Annotated in this window: 23 protein-coding genes and 1 pseudogene; 14 read left to right on the forward strand and 10 right to left on the reverse strand. The window is 61.1% G+C overall.

The window, feature by feature from the left end; all coding sequences use genetic code 11:
• Positions 1-172: 172 nt before the first annotated feature.
• A complete protein-coding gene (locus IB277_RS34600; protein ID WP_034791737.1) occupies positions 173-1,069 on the reverse strand; it encodes a LysR family transcriptional regulator in 897 nt (298 codons plus the stop codon).
• Positions 1,070-1,233: 164 nt separating this feature from the next.
• Between IB277_RS34600 and IB277_RS34605 the strand changes: the two genes are divergently transcribed.
• The 13 genes and pseudogenes from IB277_RS34605 to IB277_RS34660 all read left to right on the forward strand — a co-directional run bounded on the left by IB277_RS34605 (position 1,234) and on the right by IB277_RS34660 (position 16,301).
• A complete protein-coding gene (locus IB277_RS34605; RefSeq protein ID WP_060521231.1) occupies positions 1,234-2,625 on the forward strand; it encodes a nucleobase:cation symporter-2 family protein in 1,392 nt (463 codons plus the stop codon).
• 61 nt (positions 2,626-2,686) lie between these two features.
• Positions 2,687-3,550, forward strand: coding sequence for a xanthine dehydrogenase family protein subunit M (locus tag IB277_RS34610; protein ID WP_034791741.1), 864 nt, complete (start codon positions 2,687-2,689; stop codon positions 3,548-3,550).
• The gene (locus tag IB277_RS34615; RefSeq protein WP_192372900.1) at positions 3,547-4,029 is read left to right on the forward strand and encodes a (2Fe-2S)-binding protein; all 483 of its coding nucleotides are present in this window, start codon (positions 3,547-3,549) and stop codon (positions 4,027-4,029) included. The genes IB277_RS34610 and IB277_RS34615 overlap by 4 nt, the downstream gene beginning before the upstream one ends.
• Positions 4,026-6,332 (forward strand): xanthine dehydrogenase family protein molybdopterin-binding subunit, encoded by a 2,307-nt coding sequence (locus IB277_RS34620; protein WP_192372902.1) that lies wholly within the window; start codon positions 4,026-4,028, stop codon positions 6,330-6,332. The genes IB277_RS34615 and IB277_RS34620 overlap by 4 nt, the downstream gene beginning before the upstream one ends.
• Before the next feature lie 2 nt (positions 6,333-6,334).
• Positions 6,335-7,465: a GTP-binding protein gene (locus IB277_RS34625; protein WP_060582856.1), complete on the forward strand. Its 1,131-nt coding sequence runs from the start codon at positions 6,335-6,337 to the stop codon at positions 7,463-7,465.
• A gap of 401 nt (positions 7,466-7,866) precedes the next feature.
• Positions 7,867-8,790 carry an amidohydrolase family protein gene (locus IB277_RS34630; protein WP_034791747.1) on the forward strand — a complete coding sequence of 308 codons (924 nt, stop codon included), beginning with the start codon at positions 7,867-7,869 and terminating at the stop codon, positions 8,788-8,790.
• An 18-nt stretch (positions 8,791-8,808) separates the two neighbouring features.
• Positions 8,809-9,753, forward strand: a complete 945-nt coding sequence (locus IB277_RS34635) for an amidohydrolase family protein (RefSeq protein ID WP_034791749.1) — start codon at positions 8,809-8,811, stop codon at positions 9,751-9,753.
• Between the two features lie 60 nt (positions 9,754-9,813).
• Complete coding sequence (locus tag IB277_RS34640; protein ID WP_089045344.1) at positions 9,814-11,187, forward strand: UbiD family decarboxylase; 1,374 nt, start codon at positions 9,814-9,816, stop codon at positions 11,185-11,187.
• A 4-nt stretch (positions 11,188-11,191) separates the two neighbouring features.
• Complete coding sequence (locus tag IB277_RS34645; RefSeq protein ID WP_192372904.1) at positions 11,192-11,773, forward strand: UbiX family flavin prenyltransferase; 582 nt, start codon at positions 11,192-11,194, stop codon at positions 11,771-11,773.
• A 1-nt stretch (position 11,774) separates the two neighbouring features.
• On the forward strand, positions 11,775-12,713 hold the full coding sequence (locus IB277_RS34650) for an XdhC family protein (RefSeq protein ID WP_192372906.1): 939 nt from the start codon (positions 11,775-11,777) through the stop codon (positions 12,711-12,713).
• Positions 12,714-12,860: 147 nt separating this feature from the next.
• Positions 12,861-14,567: an adenylate/guanylate cyclase domain-containing protein gene (locus IB277_RS34655; RefSeq protein ID WP_192372908.1), complete on the forward strand. Its 1,707-nt coding sequence runs from the start codon at positions 12,861-12,863 to the stop codon at positions 14,565-14,567.
• Positions 14,568-14,622: 55 nt separating this feature from the next.
• Positions 14,623-14,989 (forward strand): annotated as a pseudogene (locus tag IB277_RS38415) (exodeoxyribonuclease III); the annotation flags it as partial.
• Between the two features lie 778 nt (positions 14,990-15,767).
• Positions 15,768-16,301, forward strand: coding sequence for an NUDIX hydrolase (locus IB277_RS34660; protein ID WP_113188460.1), 534 nt, complete (start codon positions 15,768-15,770; stop codon positions 16,299-16,301).
• Positions 16,302-17,095: 794 nt separating this feature from the next.
• On the opposite strand, the gene IB277_RS34665 is transcribed toward IB277_RS34660, so the two are convergent.
• From IB277_RS34665 to IB277_RS34695, 8 genes are all read right to left on the reverse strand, one after another.
• A complete protein-coding gene (locus IB277_RS34665; RefSeq protein WP_192372910.1) occupies positions 17,096-18,010 on the reverse strand; it encodes a TIM barrel protein in 915 nt (304 codons plus the stop codon).
• A 27-nt stretch (positions 18,011-18,037) separates the two neighbouring features.
• A complete protein-coding gene (locus tag IB277_RS34670) occupies positions 18,038-19,159 on the reverse strand; it encodes a sn-glycerol-3-phosphate import ATP-binding protein UgpC (protein ID WP_192372912.1) in 1,122 nt (373 codons plus the stop codon).
• A 42-nt stretch (positions 19,160-19,201) separates the two neighbouring features.
• On the reverse strand, positions 19,202-20,089 hold the full coding sequence (locus tag IB277_RS34675) for an ABC transporter permease subunit (RefSeq protein WP_060521200.1): 888 nt from the start codon (positions 20,087-20,089) through the stop codon (positions 19,202-19,204).
• A 7-nt stretch (positions 20,090-20,096) separates the two neighbouring features.
• On the reverse strand, positions 20,097-20,987 hold the full coding sequence (locus tag IB277_RS34680) for a carbohydrate ABC transporter permease (RefSeq protein ID WP_060521199.1): 891 nt from the start codon (positions 20,985-20,987) through the stop codon (positions 20,097-20,099).
• Between the two features lie 75 nt (positions 20,988-21,062).
• On the reverse strand, positions 21,063-22,406 hold the full coding sequence (locus IB277_RS34685) for an extracellular solute-binding protein (RefSeq protein WP_192372914.1): 1,344 nt from the start codon (positions 22,404-22,406) through the stop codon (positions 21,063-21,065).
• A gap of 390 nt (positions 22,407-22,796) precedes the next feature.
• Positions 22,797-23,033 carry a hypothetical protein gene (locus tag IB277_RS34690; protein ID WP_210339714.1) on the reverse strand — a complete coding sequence of 79 codons (237 nt, stop codon included), beginning with the start codon at positions 23,031-23,033 and terminating at the stop codon, positions 22,797-22,799.
• On the reverse strand, positions 23,026-23,337 hold the full coding sequence (locus IB277_RS37910; RefSeq protein ID WP_246812877.1) for a hypothetical protein: 312 nt from the start codon (positions 23,335-23,337) through the stop codon (positions 23,026-23,028). The genes IB277_RS34690 and IB277_RS37910 overlap by 8 nt, the downstream gene beginning before the upstream one ends.
• 239 nt (positions 23,338-23,576) lie before the next feature.
• The gene (locus IB277_RS34695) at positions 23,577-23,768 is read right to left on the reverse strand and encodes a hypothetical protein (protein ID WP_192372917.1); all 192 of its coding nucleotides are present in this window, start codon (positions 23,766-23,768) and stop codon (positions 23,577-23,579) included.
• A 303-nt stretch (positions 23,769-24,071) separates the two neighbouring features.
• Here IB277_RS34695 and IB277_RS34700 point away from each other — a divergent pair, with 303 nt between their 5' ends.
• The gene (locus tag IB277_RS34700; protein WP_192372919.1) at positions 24,072-24,317 is read left to right on the forward strand and encodes a hypothetical protein; all 246 of its coding nucleotides are present in this window, start codon (positions 24,072-24,074) and stop codon (positions 24,315-24,317) included.
• Positions 24,318-24,577: 260 nt separating this feature from the next.
• Here IB277_RS34700 and IB277_RS38765 read toward each other — a convergent pair whose 3' ends face one another.
• Positions 24,578-24,703: a hypothetical protein gene (locus IB277_RS38765; protein ID WP_256436368.1), complete on the reverse strand. Its 126-nt coding sequence runs from the start codon at positions 24,701-24,703 to the stop codon at positions 24,578-24,580.
• Between the last annotated feature and the right edge of the window lie 147 nt (positions 24,704-24,850).

Consider the following 24,850-nt stretch of genomic DNA (forward strand, 5'->3'; position numbering starts at 1 on the left):
TTTGGCTTGAGCTGGGAGCGGCGGCCGGCCGAAAGCCCGCCGCGCGCAGCGAAGGCTGCGCCCTGCCTGCCCGCCGTTCCGCGGTCCAGCAGCGCGCCCAGATAACGCCGGAAAATGCGCGTGGTCAAACGCAAGGTCGCGTCTGAATACAAGACGTCTTTCCATGGAAACGTCAGTGCACGGATTTCAGCAGGAAGTCGCGAAACCGCCGGGCGGCCGGAGAGAGGGAGCGCGTGCGTTTCTGGATCAGGCTGACTTCGCGCTTGATGTGCGGCTCGGTCGGCGTGCGCACGACGAGGCCCATGGAGGTCGCAAGCCGTGTGACCGCCGATGTCATGATCGCGACGCCGAGCCCGCCTTCGACCATGCCGATAATCGTCAGCGGCAAGGCCACCTCCTGCATTGCCTTGTCGAAGGGCAGCACGATACCGTTGCGTGCCAGCTCGTTTTCGAGGCGGTCCCTGATCGGATTGCCGCGGTGCGGACCGATCAGCTTGCGATCAACCAGGTCGGTCCAACGAATTTCACGCAGCCTGACCAGCGGGTCGTCCGGGTGAAGGACGATGAGGAATTCGTCGGTCGTCAGCCGGGTACCCATCAATTCGGTATCGTCCTCCGGCACGGTTCCGATCCCGAGGTCGACCGAGCTGTTGGTCACCTGTTCCAGGACGGCGATCTCAGCCACGTCATGGAGAGCGACGGTAATATCGGGGTAGAGCCGGGTGAAGGCGTTGACGAGCTGCGGCAGCATCAAAGCCGCCTGCACGGTGCCCGCTGCAATCGAAACCTTGCCACGTCTCAGCGCATTCAACTCGCGCGAGCTCTCCACCATGCCATCGATGTCGGCGACGGCACGTGCGGCAACCGGCAAGATGTCCATGCCGGCCTGCGTAAGCCGCAGAAGACGCGTATGCCTGTCGAAGAGACGCAGCTTCAAATTCTGCTCCAGCTGCCGAACCAGCGTGCTCACCGCCGACTGCGAGGAGCCGAGCCTGTCGGCGGCGAGGGTGAACTGCCCCAGATTGGCTACGGTGACGAAGGCTCGAAGCTGTTTCAGCGTGATGTCCATGCCGGTCCATTCATTCAATTACTATATGAATAAATATGATTGTGCCGATTGTTTGCTGATTTGGCCAGCCGCATGATCCGCTTTGTACGGCGTGCGGTGACCAGATCATGAGGCCGAAGTTGCCCTCCCACCGCGCCGGAAGCTGTTCGCTGGGAGGAAAGCGAATGCATAAATCCGATACGACTGATCCTGTCGAAAAAACCTACCCGATCCCAAGTTTGATGGCCCTTGGCCTACAGCATGTTCTCGTCATGTATGCCGGAGCGGTCGCCGTGCCGCTCATTGTCGGCAGCGCACTTCAATTGCCCAAGGAACAGATTGCGATGCTCGTCAGCGCGGATCTCTTCTGTTGTGGCATCGTCACCCTCATCCAGGCGCTCGGCATCTGGAACATCGGCATTCGCCTGCCGATCATGATGGGGATTTCGTTCACCGCCGTACCCTCGATTATCGCGACGGGCACCAATCCCGATCTCGGCATGCCGGGCGTCATCGGCGCGGTCATCGGCTCCGGGGTGTTCACGATCCTGGTCGCGCCGTTCTTCGGCCGCTGGGTACGGTTCTTCCCGCCTGTTGTCACCGGCACGGTGATGCTGGTGATCGGCCTTTCGCTGATGCGCGTCGGGGTAAACTGGGCGGCAGGTGGCCAGCCGATGATCAAGGGTCCGGACGGCATGATCCCGAACCCGGCCTACGGCGCGCCGTTCGCGCTCGCCGTGGCTGCCATCGTGCTCATGTCGATCCTGCTCCTCACCCGCGTTCTCAAGGGCTTCATGGCCAATCTTGCGGTCCTGATCGGGATCGGGATCGGCTTCGTGGTCGCGATCGCTGCCGGCAAGGTGGATTTCCACGGCGTTGCCGAGGCCGACTGGGTGCGCATCATTCACCCGCTCGCCTTCGGATGGCCGATCTTCGAGTTCTGGTCGATCCTGTCGCTCTGTGCGGTCATGACGGTCATGATGATCGAATCGACCGGCCAGTTCCTGGCTGTCGGCGACATGGCCGGACGCAAGATCACCGAGGCAGAACTGACCCGGGGTTTGAGAACCGACGGTGTCGGTAACATCATCGGCGGCCTGCTCAACACCTTCACCTATACGACCTATGCGCAAAACGTCGGACTGCTGCAGATCACCGGCGTGCTCAGCCGCTTCGTGGTGGCAGCGGGCGGCGCCATCCTGATCCTGCTCGGCTCGCTGCCGAAGGTTGCCTTCGTCAGCGCATCGATCCCGAGCTATGTCGTCGGCGGTGCGGCAATCGTGATGTTCGGCATGGTGTCGGCGACGGGGGTGAAGATCCTGTCGAAGGTGGATTTCGTGGCCAATCGCCGCAATCTCTACATCGTCGCCGTCAGCGTCGGCCTCGCCATGGTGCCGGTCGTTGCCGAAAACATCTTCGATCAGCTGCCGGCGGCGATCGAGAAGTTCCTGCACAGCGGCGTGCTCGTCGGCACCTTTGCGGCGGCACTGCTCAACATTCTCTTCAACGGCGTTCCGGCGAAAGAGCCGGAGGAGGCCGAACTCGCGGACGGAGCGCCGGCTGCCGACCCTGCCTAGAGAACAACACCATTAGTCCGGCGGCCGCGCGCCGCCGGATCCCCAACCCCAAGAGGATTCCATGAGACGCTTCGACTATCATCGGGCGGAAACGCTGGAGCATGCCTCCCGTCTTCTCACCGAGCTCGGCGACGACACATTCCTTTTCAACGGAGGCACGGACCTTTTGGTCGAGATCCGCGAACGGCTGCGCCGCGTGCGCAACGTCGTCGACATCAAGCAGATCCCTGGTTTGTCCGACATCACCTATGACGAGACGCGCGGACTGACCTTCGGTGCGCTGGTGACCGTCGGACGGCTGGAGAACCTGTCGCTGGTGCGCCAGCGATATCCGAACCTGCGTTCAGCACTCGCCTCGCTCGGCTCCATCCAGGTGCGCAACCGCGCGACCGTCGTTGGCAATATCTGTCGCGCCTCACCGTCGGCCGATACCATTCCGCCCTTGGTGGCGGACGGCGCCTTCGTGCACATCTACAGCCGCACCAACATGCGTGTGGTGCCGATCTGCGAGTTCTTCACCGGCCCCGGCAGGACCGTTCTCGCCAAGGGCGAAATCGTTACCGGTATCACCGTGCCGCCGGCGGGTGACAATACCGGCAAGGCCTATCTCAAGCACGGCCGTCGAAAGGCGATGGAGCTGTCCACCGTCGGCGTCGCCGTCAGCCTGGCGATGGACGATGGCGTCTGCAGCGACATCCGCATCGCGCTCGGTGCGGTCGGCGCCACCGTTCTGCGCGCGCCGCAAGCCGAAGCCATGCTGCGTGGCACGAGGCTCGATGCTGAGACGGTCAGGAGTGCTGCCGACAGGGCGATGGAGGAATGCACGCCGATCAGCAACGTGCGCGCCAGCGCAGACTACCGCCGCGACATGGTCGGCGTCCTGACCGGTCGCGCCATCAAACAGGCATTGGAGACTTTCGCATGAAACGGATGGTCGAATTCACCGTGAATGGCGAGGCGCGCGAGATGGCCGTCGATGGCTGCTGCTCCCTGCTCGATGCGCTGCGCGACGAGGTCGGCCTCACCGGCACCAAGAAGGGCTGCGATGTCGGCGACTGCGGCGCCTGCTCCGTGCTCGTCGATGGCGAGCCGGTCAACGCCTGCCTGATGCTTGCCGTGGAAGCCGAAGGCCGTGCGGTCGAGACGGTCGAAGGGCTCCAGCCGGGTGTCGATCGACTGCATCCGCTGCAGGATGCCTTCATGCGGCACGGCGCCTCGCAATGCGGCTTCTGCACGCCCGGCATCCTGATGATGGCGAAGAAGCTCATCGACGACAATCCGCACCCGACTGACGAAGACATCCGCTTCGGGCTCTCCGGCAACATCTGCCGCTGCACGGGATACACCAAGATATTCGACGCGATCAAATCGGCCGCGCGCGAGATGGAGGCTGCAAGACCATGAACATGACCACCCCCATTGAACAGCGCGAGTTCAAGATCGTCGGTAAGAGCGTCAAGCGCGACGACGTGCTCGAAAAGGTCACGGGTGAGGCGCAGTATACCGGCGATATCAAGCTGCCCGGAATGCTGCACGGCAAGATCAAGCGCGCGGCGATCGCCCATGCGCGCATCAAGTCGATCGACGTCAGCAAGGCGCTCGCCTATCCGGGCGTCAAGGCTGTGCTGACCCACGAGACCGTGCCACGCGTGCTGCACTATGGGTCGCCGCATCCACGCTCGGCCTCCTGCACCAAGGACCAGTACATTCTCGACGACAAGGTGCGGTTCTGGGGCGAGGGCGTAGCCGCCGTCGCCGCCATCAGCGAAGAGATCGCCGACGAGGCGCTCGACCTGATCGAGGTGGAATACGAACCTTTGCCGGCCGTCTTCGAGCCGGAGGACGCCGCGCAGCCAGGCGCACCACTGATCCACGACGTTGGGCCGGGCGGCAATCTTGTGCTCGACCCGGTGCGCGTCAACCGCGGTGACATCGATAAGGGTTTTGCCGAGGCGGACTTCGTTCTCGAGGGCACATTTGCCGGCGGGCGGCCGCACCCGGCCTACATGGAGCCGAACGTCTGCATCGCCGACTGGGACGGTTCCAACAAGCTGACCTTCTGGACCTCGACCCAGACCTCTTTCATGGTGCGCGGCATCCTTGCAGAAGTGCTCGGCCTGCCGCTCACCAAGGTGCGCGTGCTCGTCGACCATATGGGCGGCGGCTTTGGGGCCAAGCAGGACCTGTTCCAGCACGAGTTTCTCTGTGCGCTTTTGGCGAAGGAAACCCGCCGGCCGGTGAAAATGGAGTTCACCCGCCATGAGACATTCGTGGCCGGTCGTTCCCGTCACCCTTGCCGGATCTGGCTGAAGCAGGGCTTCAAGAACGACGGCACGCTCGTCGCCCGCGACATGAAGCTGGTCTACGATTCCGGCGCCTACGGGTCCCATGGCCCGGGCGTGACCATCGTTGGAACCACCGCCGCTACCTCGCTCTATCGCTGCGAGAACGTGCGGCTGGAGGGGCGGTGCGTCTACACCAACACCCCGATCAACGGAGCCTTCCGCGGCTACGGCGTGGTGCAGAGCTACTATGCGCTCGACATCCAGATGGACGAAGCGGCCGAACGGCTCGGCATGGATCCGGCCGAACTGAAGCTGAAGAACGTGGTGCGCGCCGGCGACATCGCGCCATCAGGCCATCCGATCCTCGGTCACGGGCTTGAAATCTGCCTCAAGCACGGCATCGACGTGCTCGACTGGAAGGCGCTTTGGAACCGCGACCGGGCTCCAGATCCGAAGCGCCCGCACATCCGCAAAGGGTGGGGCATCGGCTGCGAGATGCACGGCTCGTCTGCCTATCCCGGCATCAAGGAACAGGGCAACGCCACGGTGAAGGTCAACGAGGACGGCACGGTGACGCTGCTGACTGGCGCTGCCGGACTTGGCACCGGAGCCCATACGGCGCTGGCGCAGATCGTTGCCGAAGAACTCGGGGTCCGCTTCGAGGACGTCGGCGTCATCCATGGCGACACGGACGTGGTTCCATGGGACATCGGGGCCTTTGCCAGCCACACGACCTATCTGGTCGGCACAGCCGCCAAGATGGCGGCCGGCAAGGTCCGCGCCGCCGTGCTCGAACGGGCAGCGATGAAACTTCAGGTCTCGCCCGACGACATCGACCTTTCCGAAGGCAAGGTCTTCCTCATCGCCGAGCCAGATCGCTCTATGACGGTGTCGGAGGCCATGGGGCCCTCACGTGGCATTCCTGCCGCCAATATCGTTGCCAACGGCACTTACGAGCCGACGAAATCCTACTCCTTCGCCGCACATTTCACCGAGGTGGACGTCGACACGGAAACAGGCATCGTCGAGGTCAAGCGCGTCGTGCCGGTGCACGACGTTGGACGCGTCATTCACCCGATCGCGGCGCAAGGCCAGATCGAGGGCGGCATCCAGCAGGGCATCGGCCACACGCTGACCGAGGACTACGTCATCGACAAGAAGACCGGGCGCTCACTCAATGCGGGCCTGGTCGACTACAAGATGCCGCTGTCGATGGACATGCCCGACATCGAGACGATCATCCTCGAGGCAGCGCCCGACCCGGGTGGTCCCTGGGGTGCCAAGGGTGTGGGCGAAGATCCGATCATCGCCATCGGCCCTTCCATCGCCAATGCCATCCACGACGCCATCGGCGTTCGCTTCCACCACTATCCGATCACACCGGAAGACATCCTGAAAGCCTTGAGGGAGAAGGGCGCATGAACATGCATATCGAACCTGCGAGCCAGCAGAAACTCCCGATCACGATCCTCACCGGTTTCCTCGGATCAGGAAAGACGACACTGCTCAACTACATTCTCACCGAGCGTCACGGTCACCGTATCGCAGTGATCGAGAACGAATACGGCGAAGTGGACGTCGACAGCGACCTCGTGCTCGCCTCGGACGAGGAAATCTTCCAGATGCAGAACGGCTGCATCTGCTGCTTCGTCGACGTGCGCAACGACCTGATCGACGTGATGAAGAAGCTCCTGAGCCACAAGGACAAGTTCGACCACATCATCGTCGAGACCTCGGGTCTTGCCGACCCGACGCCGGTCGCCACCGCCTTCTTCGTCGACCGTAGCGTGGCCGACGAGGTGGAGCTCGACGCCGTCGTCACGCTGGTGGACGCAATGCACATCGACCAGCATCTCTACGATCCGGTGCTCGACGGCAGCGACAACCAGGCGGTCAACCAGATCGTCGCGGCCGACCGCATCCTCGTCAACAAGATAGACCTTGCCGGGGAGGATGCCCTCGGTTCGCTGGAAACATCTCTGCGCAGGCTAAACCAGACAGCACCCATCCTGAGGTCGAGCTACGGCAAGGTGGATCTCTCCAACATCCTCGGGGTCAAGGGCTTCCGGCCGTCCTATGTGCGCGAGCGGGCGGAAATCCTCGACATCGACATGGATGACGATCACGACGCCGAGCACCATCACCACCATGATTGCAAGGAGCCGTGTTGCGATCACGCCCATCACGACCATGGGCACCACCATCATCATGACCATGGACGCGCGCACGCGACCGCGCTTCGGCCGCACCAGCATGACGCGACGGTGAAATCCCACTCCTTCGTCTATCCCGAAGCCTTCGACGGCGAAAAGCTTGCAGGTTTCCTCAAGGGCTACCTCGGCGAGCACGGCGACGACATATTCCGCACAAAGGGCATCGTTTCCGTTGCCGGCGACGACCGCTTCTTCGTGCTTCAGGCCGTGCACAAGCTCGTCGATTTCCGCCCGGACCACGCCTGGGGCGAAGACAAACGGAAGTCGAAGTTCGTGTTCATCGGCCGCAATCTCGACCGCGAAAGTATCGACAGAAACTTGCGTGCATGCCTGGTGCCTTAGCAGCGAATCTCCACGCCGGACGGCGCTTGCGTAAGCCTTTCTGTCTGAGCCGCCCGCGCCCCTCCAGCGCGGGCGGTTGCTGCTGCTTTCAACGACAAAAATAGCTTTAAAAACAATTTGTTAGCTCATTTTTCGAGTTGACAAGAATCGCGCGAAGTGGTTCCTTTGAAGGCGAGTAGAAGCACCGACAATTGCTCACCGTCTGTTGGAAGATGAGGCTGCGATGTCGATGCTGATCACCAAAGGAACACCCGGTTGCCCCGCCCTGGGAGCTTATGCGCCGGCTTGTTCCCTCCGTCTTCGGCATTTCCTGAGATCGCGGATCCAGGCCTGGCTTTGGCCGGCATGGCGTTCATCGCGCGGCCCCGCATCGACCGGACCCTCTACGACAGGAGAAACCTATGATTATTGACCTGAGCTGCTATCCCACCGATCTGGTGGACCTGGCTTGGCGACACGACGGACCGCCGTTCACCGGCGACAAGCTGCTGAAGATGATGGATGGCCCCTACTATGTGAACGGCAAGCCGCGCCGGATCGACAAGGCCTTCATTCAGCCGCCGCAAGGCAACACCATCTACACCCACGAGGTGATGGATCTCGAGGGCAAGGCCGCCATCCGCCAGTACATGGCCTACACGGAAAAGATGGTGACCGAGCACCCCGACCGCTTCCTCGGCTGCTTCGTCTACAACCCGCGCTACGGCACCCAGAACGGCGCCGAAGAGATCGAACGCTACGCCAAGGAGTTCGATTTCAAGATGGTGCAGCTGCAGGCGAACATGCACGCCTACCGCCCGGACCGCGCGCTCGACTGGCTGCGACCGGCACTGAAGAAGTGCGCGGATCTCGGCCTGATGGTGAAGGTGCATACCGGTGACGGACCGTACTCGATCCCGACGGAGTTCTACCCGATCATCCGCGAGTTTCCGGAGGTCAACTTCATCCTGGCGCATTTCGGCGTTCAGACCGGCGGCGTCTACGTGTTTGAGCCGATGCAGATGGCACTCGACACACCGAGCGTCTACGTGGAATCCGGCTGGTGCCTGCAGTCGCGCATCGTTGAATTCGCCAAGGTTCTGCCCAAGCACAAGATCCTCTTCGGCTCGGATACGCCGCCGAACGAACCGGGCATGTGGATCAACCTCCTGGAGGTTCTCTGCCACGAGCCGCCGCAGGGCCTGAACCTCGATGAGGATACGCTCGAAGATTACCTCGGCAACAACGTCGCCCGGATGATCGGGCTGGAAGCGACGAAGCCACCGGCCACCGTCGAGGAAGCCGAGGCGTATCTGCGCCAGCACGGCGTCGCCCTTGCCGCGTAAATTTGAACGGAGTGAACAATGATCATTGATACCCATCTTCACCCGACCAACCTCGTCGACGAGGCATGGCGTCACACGGGCGAGCCCTTCACCGGCGAGCGCATGCTCAAGCTGATGGACGGTCCCTACATGATCAACGGCAAGCCGCGCCGGATCGACATGGGCTTCATCCAGCCGCCGCCGGGCAACACCGGCTACCGCGACGGCAACCGCAAGGGTCGCGACGGCATTCGCGACTACATGGCCTATTGCGCCGAGCTTTGCCAGAAGTACCCGGACCGCTTTATCGGCAACTTCAACTACAACCCGCGCTGGGGACCTGAAAACGGCGCTGCGGAGCTGGAATTCCACGTCAAGGAATACGGTTTCAAGATGTTGAAGCTGCACGCCAACATGCACGGTTATCGCCCCGACCGCGCGCTTGATTGGCTGCGTCCGGCGATGAAGAAGTGTGCCGAACTCGGCGTCGTCGTGCTCATCCACACGGGCGACGGCCCGTACACCATCCCGACGATGTTTTATCCGATCATTCGCGAGTTCCCGATGGTGAACTTCATCATCGGTCACTTCGGCATCCAGACCGGCGGCAACTATTCGTTCGAGTCCTTCTGGATGGCGATGGATACCCCGAACGTCTATTGCGAGTCCGGCTGGTGCTTCCAGTCGCGCATCGTGGAGTTCGCCCAGCAGTTGCCGAAGAACAAGATCGTCTTCGGCACGGACAGCCCGCCGAACGATCCGGGCATGTGGCTGCGCGAACTGGAAGTGCTCTGCAAGGATCCGCCGCACGGCATCAACCTCTCCGAGGACGATCTCGAAGGCTATCTCGGCAACAACATCGCCAAGCTCGTCGGCATCGATCCGTCGCCGCCGCCGCGCGACCTGAGGGACGCTCAGGCGCGTCTGAAGGATAGCTATGCCGGTGTCGACCGGGCCACGGGCAAGCACAAGGAATTTGCCTGAGTAAAGACGACGGCGCCCATTCCGGGCGCCGTCACCCCCCAGTCGCGTCGAGGCTAAGAAATGACCCAGTACCACAAGCAAGATGTTCGCAGCTTCCTCGCCGACTACAGGGCGGAGCACCCCGAAGATGTCATCACCATCGACCAGCCGGTCTTAGACGATCAGGATGCGACAGCGCTGATCTGGAACCTGGCTGAGCGGGGGCGACATCCCATGCTGCACCTGAAGGATGTCAGCGGCGTCGGCAGCGAGGTCCTCTGCAACATCTTTGCCTCACGCGATCGTATCGCCCGTCTGCTCGGTTCGACCGCTGACAGGTTGCACGAGGCCTACCAGGCGCGCGCCAACCGGCCGTTCACGCCGGAAGTCCTGAAGGAAGGTCCGATCACCGAGGAGATCGTCTCGGGTGATGCCGTCGATCTCAACGCGTTGCCGATGCTCAAGCACTTCGACACGGACCGGGCGAAATACATCACCAGCGGCATCATCATCGGCGAGCATCCCGAAACCGGCGCCGGCAATCTCAGCTACCACCGCGCGATGATCCATTCGAAGAATTCGCTCGCCACCTCGCTGCATTCGCGTGGCCATCTCTGGCGGCTGATGAACATGGCCAAGGAGAAGGGCAGGCCGATGCCGGTCGCGATGGTCATCGGCGGCCATCCGCTCTTCATGATCGCAGCCTCTGCCCGACTTGCCTTCGGTGAAGACGAACGTGATGTTGCCGGCGGCCTGATGGGCGAGCCGCTTCAGGTGGTGCGGACACCAAAGTACGGCATTCGTGTTCCCGCCCATGCCGAGATCGTGCTCGAAGGTGTGCTGGATCCCGAGGCGCATGTGGAGGAGGGGCCGTTCGGCGAGTTCACAGGCTATTCCTCCGACCGCTCGACCAACAACCTTTTCACCGTCGAAACCGTCATGCGCCGGCGCAATGCCATCCTCGTCAGCGTGGCCGGCGGCAATTCGGCCGAACACCTCAATCTCGGCCGCGTGCCGCGCGAGGCCGAGGTGGTGGAGAAGCTGAAGGCGCGCTTTCCCTCGATCACCGCGGTACACTACCCCTCGTCGGGCACGCATTTTCACGCCTACATCGCCATGAACCAGACGCGTGAAGGGGAGGCGCGGCAGGTCATGCTCGGACTTCTCGGCTGGGACCAGTACCTGAAGACCGTGGTCGTGGTGGACGCGGATGTCGATATCACCCGAGACAGTGAGGTGCTCTGGGCGCTTGCCACTCATTTCCAGCCGCACAAGGACGTCGTCATCATCGAAGGCCTGCCAGGCAATGCGCTCGACCCCTCCGCCAGCGGCATCGGCACGACCTCGCGGATGGGGCTCGATGCGACGCGCGGCCCGAATTTCCATGGCGTGCGCGCCCGCATCAGCGACGAGGCCTGCGCGCGCGCCGCAGCACTCCTGAAAAGCGCGGGATAAGGCGATGACGCATCCAAGACGCATGATCGTTGGCATTTCGGGCGCGTCGGGCGTGGTCTACGGCAAGCGCATCCTCGAACTGCTGCGTGACCTCGAGATCGAGACACATCTGATCATGTCGCGCGCGGCCTGCATCACGCTTGCGGCCGAGGCGACGTTTTCCAGACAGGACCTCGAAGCGTTGGCGACGACCACCCATTCCAACAAGGATATCGGCGCCGTCTGTTCCTCTGGCTCCTACAAGACGCTCGGCATGATCGTCGCCCCCTGTTCGGTCAAGACGCTGGCCGAGATCGCCACGGGCACGACGGACAACCTCATTTCCCGTGCGGCCGACGTGGTGCTGAAAGAACGTCGTCGCCTCGTCCTGATGCTCAGAGAAACGCCGCTTCATCTCGGCCATATCCGTAACATGGCGCATGTGACCGAGATGGGCGGCATCATCTATCCGCCTGTCCCAGCCTTTTACGCGAAACCTCAGAGCATCGAAGACATGGTCGACCACACCATCGGCCGCGTGCTCGATCTCTTTGATCTCGATCCGGGTATCGTGCGCCGTTGGCGGGGAACGCAGGGAGTGGAGTGAGATGACAATCCGCATCGCCGCCGATCCGGAAACGCTTGCGCCAGAACCGCGCGCTGCCTTCCTGTCGGACGATGCAATCGAAGTACTGTCTTTCGCCGCTCGATCGCTCGAAGAGGGGCAGTCAACGGCCCTCATCACGCTCGTCGAAATTCGTGGCGGCGCTGCGCGCGCCCTCGGCGCGCAAATGGTCGTGCGCAGTGACGGTCTCTATTGCGGTTTCGTCTCCGGTGGTTGCACCGAAGCGGCCGTGGCCGCCGAAACCATCACCGCTCTTGGAAAGGGCCTTGATCGCACGCTTCGACTTGGCGAAGGGTCCCCGTTCTTTGATATTGTCCTGCCCTGTGGCGGCGGCATTACCCTTGCGATCCATGTATTGGCGGATGCGGCAGTCTTGCGCCAGGCGCTTTCCACCCTCCAACATCGCTCGCCGGTGGGTCTACGCTATCATCCTGGCAAGCGCGCCCTTTCGCTGCAGCACGGCAGCGAGGCAAGCGGCTGGTACGGCGAGAGTTTTGTGCGCGCCTACCGGCCGAGGCCGCGGGTCATCCTCGCCGGCACTCCGCTCGAGATCGATGCGGTTGCCCGCGTTGCTGTTGCGGCCGGCTACGAGACCGTCGTGCTCGAGCGCGGGCAAGTGCCTTCGCCTGACGAACTAGACGGCGACACCGCCGTCGCGCTCCTCTTCCACGATGTTGATCGCGAGTTGCCGCTGCTCGATGTGGCGCTGACGTCGAATGCATTCTACATCGGCGCCCTTGGCAGCCGCCGGACCCATGCGAAACGCTGCCAGCTCCTGCGTGATTGCGGGGGAGATGAGCGTCTGCTTTCTCGCATCAAGGCGCCGATCGGCCTGTTCGACAAGGCGAGGGATGCACGTTCACTCGCAGTCTCGGTCGTGGCCGATATCGCACACGCGCGCCTGCGGCTCGACTGGATGTAGGTCTCCCATCCGAAGACAAAGGGCGCCGATAAAGTCGCTCAATCCTCGATGGAGGCGGAGGTCGCCTGGCATTACCTCTTGCGACTTGTTGACTCACTCGCGGTTGAACAATACCTTGCGAGCTCGGTCGTTAGGCTTGTCCTCAACATGACGGATCAATCTCTTCAGCGTCGCCTTGCCGCCATCGTCGTTGCCGATGTGGTGGGATATTCACGCCTGATGGAGGCTGATGAAGTCGCAACGCTGGCCGACCTCAGGAAACTCCGTTCTGGCGTTATCGAGCCGGCTGTGATGCGTTACACGGGTCGCATCTTCAAGGTCATGGGCGACGGATTTTTAATCGAATTCGGTAGCGCGGTGGACGCGGTCGCAGCAGCGTTGGAAATGCAACGGGCCACCACTGCTGTCGAAGCTGCCGGAGACCGGCGCCTGCTTTTGCGTGTAGGGGTCAATCTGGGAGATGTCATTGACGACGGTTCAGACGTTCTCGGCGACGGTGTCAATGTCGCGGCGCGCCTAGAGACGCTGGCCGCACCGGGAGGTATCTGCATTTCAGCCAAAGTTCACGGCGAGATCGTCGGCAAGATCGGCGACCGTTTCTTTGATGCAGGCGAACGCTACCTAAAGAACCTGGCTCGCCCGGTGCACGTGTGGCATTGGCCGGATGCGCTGCAGAGCATTTTGCCGCTGCCAGAATGTCCCTCGATCGCTGTATTGCCGTTCACGAATACGAGTGGGGATGAAGCGGACGCGCCTTTCGTCGACGGCTTGACCGAAGACCTGATCACCGACCTTTCCCGTACAGCTGGCCTGTTCGTCATCGCGCGCAATTCCGTGTACGGCTACAAGGGCAAGCCGGTCGACGTACGGCTCGTCGCCCAGGATCTCGGCGTCCGCTACGTCCTCGAGGGGAGCGCCAGACGCGCAATGGGTCGTGTCCGCATCAATGCACAATTGATCGACGCGCTTGGCGGCCAGCACTTGTGGGCCGACCGGTTTGACAGGACGGTGGAAGACGTTTTCGAATTGCAGGATGAAGTTAACGCCAAGATTGTTGAAGCCCTCATCGGCCGACTGACCATCCCGACGCAGCGCAATCGGCCGAAGAATTTTGAGGCGTACGATCTGTGTGTGCGCGCCCGCCTGCTGACGGAAGAGTCGCCGCAAACTGCGCGTGAGGCTTATGTGTTGCTTCAGCGCGCGGTTGAGCTTGAGCCATCATATGCCGAAGCGCTCGGTCTGCTCGCCTATAATCGTTGGCTGGCCTGGACTCACTTCGGCGAGCCCGAAGATCCTAACCGTCAGATGGCGGTGACGTTCGCGCAGAAGGCCGTCGACCTGGACCCCAACGATGCCGGCTGCCGTTACGTTCTGGGGACTATTTTGGCTTATGAGCGGCGATGGGAGGAATCAGAAGCCGCCTTCGCCAAGGCCCTGGAGCTAGACCCCAACCACGCCGACACCTGGGCCGCCATGTCGGACATGTCCGTGCTGGACGGCAGGGTTGCCGACGGACTGGCACAGATTGAAAAAGCTCTGCGGCTCAATCCCTATCCAGCCTGCTGGTATCTTTGTCATCTTGGGCAGGCGCAATACGCCGCGCGTGACTATGAGGCGGCAACGGCTACACTGCGCAGGAAAGACACGTACCGTACCAACTCACGCAAATTCCTGGCTGCTACGCTTGCGCAATTGGGCCACCTTGAGGAGGCGCGGCGAGAAGCAGAATTGTTCCTGATCGCCCACCCTCATTTCACGATCGGCCATTGGCTCAACTCCCAGCCGCTGCGCGATGCATCTGTACGAGACCACTTTGCAGACGGCTTCCGAAAGGCTGGGCTGCCAGAGATCTGACAGCCGCCGGGGACAATCTCGACATGTTCGAGGACTTGATTAACGGTTATGCGCTGCGCGAGAACGGCGGCCTGGAACGCAGTCCAAGCTTGATCTAGGCGATACACACAGCCGCTATGTCGAAGCCGCCGTTGATGGCATGGTGATCGGCCGTCTCTATCTGAGGAATGGCAATCCGTATCCGGGACCCAAGTGCGAATACAAACTGGCATGGTTCAACCGGCTAACAATGTACGCGGCTAAACTGCGCCGCTTGGAGGTTTCTGTTATCCTGGCGGCACGGACCTCGACGTTTACAAACCAAGCGTTGGTTGAATGACGCCTTGTTCCGAGTAGAAGTTCGCGATGCCTACCGACGTTTGCTCGAACATGGCTGGACAGACGCCCTTCGCCAGCTTCATCCTGGCGAACGTATCTACAGCCAAAGCCGGCGATCCCCGACGACAGCTGGTCGAAATCAAGCGCCCCTTCTGGCGAACGTCGGATGCCTCACAGGCGACGCCATAATTGTCTCAGGACTTTGGCGGGTCGGTTTCCGTCAAGCAGCGTTGCACCGCTCCTTTGCCAACCCCGAAGGCACTGGGTACCTTGTACTACCGCTGATGCATTCATTCAGCCGTCACCGAAGATTAGCCTGTGGTGGGGGCTCTGGGCCGGGTGAGCAGCGCCCGAGCGATCTTGGGGCAAGGGGCTCATGTCCGTCTTCGTCAAAAGATTGAGCCGTGTTCTGAAAACCAGTTATCCGAAACTGAGCCTTTACCGCCGCTTACCTGAACGCGCGATTTCTATGGCGCTCTTGCGTTGGGTATGGCGCGACAAAATTGCCCATTGATGTGCTCGCACGAAAGGGCGATGTGAGGGGTATGCATACGGAAACTTTCATCAGGATATCGCGGCTCATCGAGCAAGCACGCTCCCTTACCCGGAGCCGGCTACCCTGATCCTGTAACGCCGCCATAGCCCCCGCCGCTCCGGGAATCCACTGACCAACAGTGCGGTTCATTATTGACGGAGTGTATCTATGCCCGCGTCTCCAGCCCGCCCCGTTTGCATCGGTTGCAACCGGCATCTTCCCCTTTCTGCTCGCCGTTGCCCGTGGTGCAAGACGCACTGCGCTGCCACCCGCCGCAACTCGTGCGCCGTGCGCGAACGGAGCGCGCATCCGCCAGTTCTCTGCGCGTTTGGCAGGGGGAGCGGAAAATGAAGGACACCAATAAGAACTATTGCGCCGCTGAGGAGGCTGCCCCGGAAGAGATGCAGCAGGTCGGAGCTCTTCCCTGGCGCATCGCCAAGAATGGCGAGGCAAGGATTTTGCTCGTCACGTCGCGCAGCAGCGGGCGGTGGATCGTGCCCAAGGGATGGCCAATGAAGGGTTTTGCGCCCCGCCAGACCGCGTCGCGGGAAGCGTTGGAGGAGGGCGGTGTCATTGGCGTCCTCTCTAAGGCGCCGGTGACGACCTATCGCTACATGAAACGCCTGGATAACGGCGCAAGCGTTGCCTGCCGCGTGGCTGTGTTTGGGCTGAACGTGCGCGGGACACTGGTTGATTGGCGGGAAAAAGCACAAAGGCAGCGGCGTTGGTTTTCGCTCGCCGCGGCGGCGGACAAGCTTGATGACCGCGAACTTTCGGAGTTCGTGCGCACCCTGGATGCCGCGTCTGAATGTTTGGAGCCACCGACCGGCGCAACCGGGAAAAAATCGGCGCTCGACGAGATCCTCATGTTGAGGCGCTAGACCAGTGTCGACGTTCCCGCACCTCGAAAAGTATCGGCGACCAGTTAAGTCCGTCTGCAGCCATAGGGTCAGTCGCGCACGATGAATGCCTGGCGCCACTACCTGCGACGGCAAGAGCGGCGCCAGGAACCTCCCGGGGTTGATCCCTCAAATGCCGACCTATCCGGCCGAATCCGCATACAGAGAGAATAAGCAATGAGCTTCAGATACAGTCATACTTTGCCGATCAGCGGCGCAAACAAGCTGCCCCGATTCAGACAGTGGGCCGCCGAGAACATCCCAGGTATCGCCTTGTCCCTGCCTCCGCAGGTCCCGGTCAAGAGTACCGCCTTGACCGTCCGCCTCAGGTCAGTCGAGGATCGCGCTACACTGATGGCGAGGCTTGAAGGCGTGGATCTCGATGACAGGAAGACCCGCTAGTATCCCCTGTTGTCCACCGCGCGACCGGTGAGACGGTCGAACCGGCGATTGGGACACTGATCGCCGGTTCTGTTCGTTGCATGAAAGTGGTAGCGGTGGTCGACCGCGAAAGGCTGTGCAAACAAAGCCGAAGGAAAAAGCTTCGGTTCCCCCTCACGTCATCGCCAGGAGACGACGTCATCGATATGGCCGGTCTCTGGCGACGCCCCGCAGCTGAGAGGCGCAGACCAGATGCGCTTGCGCGCAGGTTTGCCACGTTGAGGCGCACTTCTCGTCGATTGGCGCGCCTCGGTAACACCTGATCCTGCCGGTGTCCTTGCTTGCGACAAGCCGGAAGCACCATTCAGCTGTCCGCCAGGGCCGTCGGTGGCACGTTAAGCAGCGCGCCTAAGCCCCACGCCTGCCGCCAGTCGCCTGGCTTGCTCCAGGCACGCCAGCTGCTGATCGGCAAAGCGCTCGGCGCTGATTTCCATGATCAGCGTCGTATCGGGAAGGAAGGTCAGCTCAGAGAAGATGTCATCCCAAGCAATGTCGCCCCAGCCGATCGGCAAATGCAGGTCCCCGATGCCGAGCGCGGTTGCTTCCGCCGGATGATAGAAGCGGTTCATGGTACAGGGCAGGCCGAAACTGTCGTGAACATGAAGGTGACCGGTCACCGGAGCCATGGCCCTGAGTTCATTACGGAAATCGAGCCCGCGATGCGTGGCCTCGATATAGGCATGCGAGAAGTCGATGAGTGCGACCACGTTGTCGGAACCGATCGCCCGCACCGTTTCGGCAACCTGGCTCGGGGATTGGCGGTACTGGCCGCTTTCCGTCGTGAAGATGTTCTCAAGTGCGATGCGAACGCCGTAGCCTTTGGCAATCTCGGCCATTTCTGCGAGCGCGTCACGTTCCATCTTGTCGAGGTCAGCGGCGTTCTCGCCGGCGGCAAGCTGTGCTGCACCGGAGTGGTGGACGAGGATCCCCGCGCCAAGCCGGTCGCACAACTCGAGCATCGCTCTTACGACCTTCTTCTGCAGATGATGGTGCTGGCGATCCATGAAGTTGGAGACGATCTGGCCGTGCAGCGATAGCTTGTTGAAAGTGTACCTCTTCGTGATCTCGGCGACGCGCTGGACGCGGTCTTCGATGATGCGGCCGCCGCTGACGACCTCTTCGCCATAGATCCCGATCTCGCAGGCGTCAGCGCCCGTCTCTGCAATCTCACGCAGGGAAGCATCAAGGGTCGAAAGGTCACCCTTGCCCGTCCGGTTGCAGAATCCTACGGCGGAAATGATGTCGTTCATCACGGTTCTCCTGATTTATGAAAACGATCAGACTGCTTGGAGTGTCGGTTGGCTAGCGGAATTGCGGATGGCACGCGGCTCCAGATCGACCTCGATCCTTCGGCCGGTCTCCTTGTCGAAGAGATGCAGGTGCGCGAGCGGCAGTTCCAGGGTGATCCTCTCGCCCGGCCGCACGCGCGTGTGCTCGTCGACTGTGGCCGCGAAGGGATAGCCGTTCAGTTCCGAGTGGATGACGCGGCCGGAGCCGAGCTCCTCGATGAAATCCACCTTGATCGAGACGCCTTCAGGCGCAACGACACATTGTTCGGGGCGGATGCCGACCGTGATCTGTCTTGCGCCCAGTCGGGTGGCCAGGCCTCTTTCGATCGGCATCTTCGTACCGCCGAATGTGAGGCAGGCGTTGTCGACGTCGACCACGGCATCAAAAAGGTTCATTGCCGGAGAGCCGATGAAGGATGCGACGAAGATGCTTGCCGGACGGTGATAGATGTCGAGCGGCTGGCCCACCTGTTCGACCACACCCCTGTTCATCACGACCAGCTTGTCGGCCAGCGTCATTGCTTCGACCTGGTCATGCGTGACGAAGATGGACGTTGCCTGGAGGCGCTGATGCAGTTTGCGGATCTCGGCCCGCATGGTGACGCGGAGTTTGGCGTCCAGGTTCGAAAGCGGTTCGTCGAACAGGAACACGTTCGGCTCGCGAATGATCGCGCGTGCCATCGCGACGCGCTGCCGCTGACCGCCGGAAAGCGCCGCCGGTTTGCGATCGAGATAATCGGAAAGCCCCACGATCTTTGCGGTCTCCTCAATCCGGCGCAGGCGCTCCGCCTTTGCGACGCCCGCCACCTTCAAGGCGTAGCCAATGTTTCCCGCAACGGTCATGTGCGGATAGAGAGCGTAGTTCTGGAAGACCATGGCGCAGCCGCGTTCGCGCGGTTCGAGCCGGTTCACGACCTTCCCGTTGATCGCGATGTCGCCTGAGGTGATCTCCTCCAGCCCGGCGATCATCCGCAGAAGCGTCGATTTCCCGCAGCCGGACGGGCCGAGGATCACGACGAATTCTCCCGACGCAAAGGCGAGGTCGATGCCATGCAGGGTGGGGTTCTTGCCGTAGGATTTACGCACGGCGCGGATTGCGATGTCAGCCATGAGCGCGGACCTCTCTGTTTCTTCTGTTTGGGGAAAGCGGGGTCATTTTTCCGTGGCTACGAGGCCGCGCACGAACCACCGCTGCAGCACGGCGACGACGATGAGCGGTGGCAGCATGATGATCAGCGATCCGGCAAGCGTCACGTTCCAGTCCGGCGTGCCGTTGTCAGCTGGCAGGAGTGCAACCAGCGACATCATCGTGGTCTTGTATTGCGGGTCCGTCACCATCAGGAGGGGCCAGAGATACTGGTTCCAACCGTAGACGAACATGATCGTGGTCAGCGCGAGCATGTTGGTGCGCGACAGCGGCAGCAGCATATCGATGAAGAAGCGGATTGCGCCTGACCCGTCCATGCGCGCAGCCTCCGCCAGTTCGTCCGGCAGGGTCAGATAGAACTGGCGGTAGAGAAAGGTCCCAGTCGCCGTGGCGATCAGCGGCAATGTGAGGCCGGCATAGGAATTGAGAAGGTTCCAGTCGACGGAGACCTCGAAGCCGGTGACGGCGGAAATCAGCAAGCGGATCGGCTGGAACAGGTCGGCGGCGACGGCATAGGTGGGCACCACGCGCACTTCGAGCGGCAGCATCAGGGTGATGAACACCATCCAGAAGAAAAAGCCTTTCAGAGGTGTTCGGAAGAACACGATGGCAAAGGCCGTCAGCGCCGACAGCGCTACCTTGCCGACCGTGACCAGGCTCGCCATGACGAAGCTGTTCAGCATCGCCGTGCCGAGGCTGGCGCGCGACCAGGCAGCACCCATATTCTCGAAGAGGCGATCCTGCGGCACGAAACTGAAGGGTATGGCGTTGACCTTTTGGAAGGTCTGGCTGGCGCCCGACACGATGACGATGAAGGGGCCGATCAAAAGCAGGAAGCCGAAGATCATCACACCATAGGTCAGCGCGTTGGCAAAGGGTGTCCGCTGGATCATGGAAGCCTCACTTGTAATGGACCTGGCGCTCGATGAAGCGAAACTGGATGAAGGTGAAAATCATGATGAGGCCGATGAGCACGAGGCTCTGGGCCGAGGCACCCGAGTAGTTCAGGCCTCGGAACGCCTCCTCGACGATGCGGTAGACCATCACGTCGGTGCCGTGGTTCGGGCCCCCATCGGTCGTGCGTGCGACGATGCCATAGGTATCGGCGCCGACGAAACCCTCGGTCATCATGATCACCAGCAGGAAGAAGAGCGTTGGCGCCAGCAACGGGATCTGGATATCGACCGCGCGGCGGATCGGGCCGCAGCCGTCCATCGCGGCTGCCTCGATCAGGGAGCGCGGGACCGACTGCAGGCCGGCGAGCAGGAAGATGAAGGTGTAGCCCGCCCACTTCCAGGCAAAGACGACGATGACGAGGATGAGCGCGTGGCTGCCGTATTTGGCCGGGTTCCAGAAGTCCGGAAAGGCCGCGTTGACCGAGGCCATCAGCCCGCGCTCGGGCGACAGGATGAAACGGAAGGCCATACCGGCCGCCGGTCCCGCAATCGCATAGGGCAGAATGTAGAGGAACCGGAACGGCGCGGAGCCCGGCAATTGCCGGTCGACAGCAAGGGCAAGAACAAGACCGATGAAAATGGTGGCAAGCGTTCCACAAAGCGCAAATGCCAGGCTGACGCCAACGGAGTTCCAATAGAGCGGATCGGCAAAGACTTCCTGGAAGTTGGCAAGGCCGACGAACTCGGCAGCACCGCCGAATGGGGGCTCCAACGTGAAGGCCCATCGCAAAACGGCGACAGCGGGCCAATAAAAAAAGAGCAGGATCAAAATGATCTGCGGCAGGGCGAATAGGCTGGGTAGCCACCAGCTGCGAAAGGCCGCGCGCTTGTCCATATGTCGAAATTCCAATGCGCAAGAAGAGCGATCGGAGCCCACCGATATTGTGGCAGGCTCCGGGCGGATCAGATTTTAGTTCAGCGTCTGTCCGGCGTAGGTCTTTTCGAAGCGGCGCAGAACCGCGTTGCCGCGTTCCACCGTCTTGTCGAGTTCGCCCTGTACGTCTGCGTTCTGCATGAAGATTGCTTCAAGGGCGGTTGCGAACTCCTTGCGGATCTGCGTGAAGCCGCCTAGCCGAATACCGCGGGTGTTTTCCGAGGTCGGGGTGAAGGACAGGCTCTGGATGGCGAGTTCGCGGCCCTTATAGGGAGCCTTGTCGTAGAAGCCATTGGCCTTCATGGCGTCGAAGCCGGTCTTGGTCACCGGGATGTAGCCCGTCACCGTCGACCACCACTCGGCCATTTCCGGAGTTGCAAGATAGTTGAGGAAGGCGGCTGCACCCTTGTATTCCGCTTCCGGACGACCGGCGAGCACCCAGAGCGATGCGCCGCCGACCAGCGAGTTCTGACGCTCGGTGCCCTTCCAGACCGGCAATATGGCGACTTCCCATTTCACATTCTCAGGAAGGGTCTTGCCGATCGTGCCGTGGTCGGCGACCGAGGTCTGGATCATCTGGCAGGTCTGGGACGTGAAGGCTGGGACGATGTCCATGCCGAGCTGCTTGGTTTTGACCACGAAAAGCTTCTCGTCAGCCATCTTCTTGAAGAACTTCACGTGGTCGACGAACTTGGTCTTGTTGACGACAAGCTCGGCGTCCAGTCCGTTATAGCCGTTCGCCTTGGTTGCGATCGGCTGGTTGTGGATCGCCGAGAACTGCTCCATCAGCGGCCAAGTGTCGAAGTTGAATGCGAGCGGGCATTCGAAGCCGGCCGTCTTCAGCTTGCGGGCTGCTTCCTCGACCTGCTCCCAGGTGTCCGGCTTGAAGTCGATGCCGGCCTTCTGGAAGGCGTCGACGTTGTAGTAGAACATCGCGGTCGAGGAGTTGAACGGGAAGGAGTTCAGCTCGCCCTTCGCCGTTGCGTAGTAGTTGGCGATGCCGCCGAAATAGTTGTTCCAGTCGATGGTGTAGCCATTGTCGGCCATCAGCTTCTTTGCAGGCACGAAGGCGCCGGACAGCATCATGTCGAGCGTGCCGGCATCATAGATCTGGGTGATCGCCGGCTGCTTCTTGGCGCGGTAGGCGGCAATCGTGTTTTGCAGGGTGGTGTCGTAACCGTTTTGCGAGGTGCAGACGATCTCGAATTCTGTCTGGCTCTCGTTGAACTTCTTGCAGGCATCCTGGACGCGTTCGCCAAGATCGCCCGAAAGGCCGTACCAGAACTCGAATTTCGTCTTTTCGGCGGCTGCGGCTGGCGCGCCAAACGCGACGCTAGCCATCAGGCCGAGGAATACGGAGGTAGTGACGGAGACTCTCATTTGCAAAACGCTCCTTGCAGGATGGCGGACACCAGGATCGGTGGCACGATGAAGCCGGGGCGCTTGCTAACAGTTGCGTGTGACAGTCCGTGACAATCTGCATGATGATAAAATGAAAGTTTCGTAACGCTGGCGCGAGACAGGCAGGCCAACCAATCTTCCCGTTTTGCCCTTGATGGTCAAAAGCTGGGCATTCCCCCGAATTAAGGGCCATGAAAAGGAATGGCCCCGTCGGGGACGACGAGGCCATTGGCTTACCGGGGGCTTCACTTCCGGAGGGATGGTGAAGGCGTCACCCTGATCGGGGGCTCAGGGTTTCCACAAAAACGAAAACGCCGATGCCGATAGCGGGTTCCATCTTCTCTTCCGAAAAGTCGGGTCAGACCATTGCTATTCCGGAGGAGGCAAGTCGTCGTCGGGGTCGTCTGCATCAAGGATGCTGTCGAGCTCTATTTCCTCGGTCTCGTCGAGATCGTCTTCGTCCTCGTCAAATTCCGGCACGGGCTCGCGCGGTTCGCGCAAATCGCCCTTGCCGAGCGGGCTATCGTCGGGGAAATCGGTCGGCTCGCGTTCGTGTGCTGTCAGCATATTTGCGATGTTCTCGCTGCTGCCGCCTGTTTTAAGCATCACCGTTCTCCTTGCTTGTGCTGTGGTCTGTTTTTGAAAGTCCGTTGCTGCGAGGACAACCGATGCGCACGAGTACCCGGTCAGCGCCGGCAATATCCTCAGCAATACGGCGGACAAAATCGTCGCCCCTGCAGTGGCTGACCTGACCCTCTATGACGACGGATGTTCCGAGCACTCTGAAGCAGAGATTTTGCGTATCGAAGGGCGCTTCAGAAGCCAGAGCGTATTTGATCGATGCGATCAGCCCTGAGACGTCAGCCCCTCCGCCGCCCCGGCAATCGAATTCAGGTCGTATAAAAACCATAGGAAACTCCTTCTCGGAGTCTCAACTCACCTATGCAGACCTTGTTCCTTGTCGGATTGCTAATTTATTGATGCCAAAAGAGATGGCCCGAAAGGCGACTAAGGGGCCATGAATGTGTTGCTTTGCGCGGGCCGGCAAGATGGAACACAACGGGCGCGCCCTACAAATAGCCCGTGATGAAATCGGTTCCGTTCCCGCTTGATTTTCTCCTAATCGCCGGAAGATGAAGGCCGAGTAGCTCAGTGGAGTGGGCAGGCCTTGCCCTTCCGAATGATGACGCCGGCCGCTTCCTCGAACATCTTTTCCTTGGCATCCAGCATGAACCACCGGTTATGCGCCAGTTCAATCAACGCGTCGGCGACCTCGCGCTCGGTCCAGCCGGCGGCCTCGCCATATTCGGCGACCGATTGGAAAACATCTTCCATTGCCATCTGACAGTCCAGATCTCGATCCGGGTACAAGCCCTTCGATTTCGGCGATACGTATCTTGGATGCTTTGCCATAACGGACCTCCTTGGATCCGCAGTAGAGCGCATTAAGCTATCCTCAAACTTTCGCTAAAACGCGTGCGACTTTCCTATTGTTCCCTGCTCCGCGCCATTCATCGTTCAAGGATGCTCGCGAAATGGCTGGGCCATCCGACGCTTTTGAAATCACGGGAGCCTTCAAAGCGCGAGGGGACGCAGTCCCATCTATGATTTTCCTCGGGGCCTCCGGCGGGCAGTGGGAGAGTTTTGCCTGAACTTGGCGAGCGAGCGCCTGAGTTTCGCGATGTTCTTGGTGACGTGCTCGATGATGAGCAAATGCTTTTGTCTGCCCAGCGCGATGGTGCTTCCGCACCTTTCACAGGGGAGGTGCTCGTCGTCCCTCACTCGGTCGACCGGTGTCCCGTTTTCGTGGCCGCACTCGGGGCACTCGACGTCGATCTCATCGTCAAACATAACGCTCCCTCAATTGAGAGCGGATACCAGCACGACTGAAATTGGGGAGCAATGCTTAGGCACTTACTCAAATTGGGCTACAACTCCGCCGCGAACAGGCAAGAATAGCGACTTTTCACGCCGGTCGAACGATCGTGCCATGGCTTTGGAAACGCTGATCCACCCTCGGCGAGGATCATGCGCAATACCCGAACGATGCTTGCGGCATCGGTCAGCGTGTCTCAGATCTGCCTATCGAGGAAAGCGACAAACACCAGCTGGTTCAGATGAAGGCGCCAATGACGGCCGGTAAGGTGGACCTAATTTGCAGATACATTCGCATAGGCAAACGGCTCAGGGGAAAGCGCCTCGAGGCCAACGCGCCGAAGCACGTCCACGTCGTTGACCGACAGACGGCTGATCACGGCAACTTCGCCAGTCGCCATACAGACCTCCCAAGGAATGAACTTTTCGCGCGCCGCCGAACCATACCCGCGCATCATCACCCCGACCACTGCCACCCGGGGGATCCGGCGTCGACAAGTCCCGCAACTTTGCAGGCCAGGTTGGCCTTTGCCGTCGGGATCTCGCCT

The organism is Ensifer sp. ENS07 (assembly GCF_014852185.1).
Taxonomy (GTDB): domain Bacteria; phylum Pseudomonadota; class Alphaproteobacteria; order Rhizobiales; family Rhizobiaceae; genus Ensifer; species Ensifer adhaerens.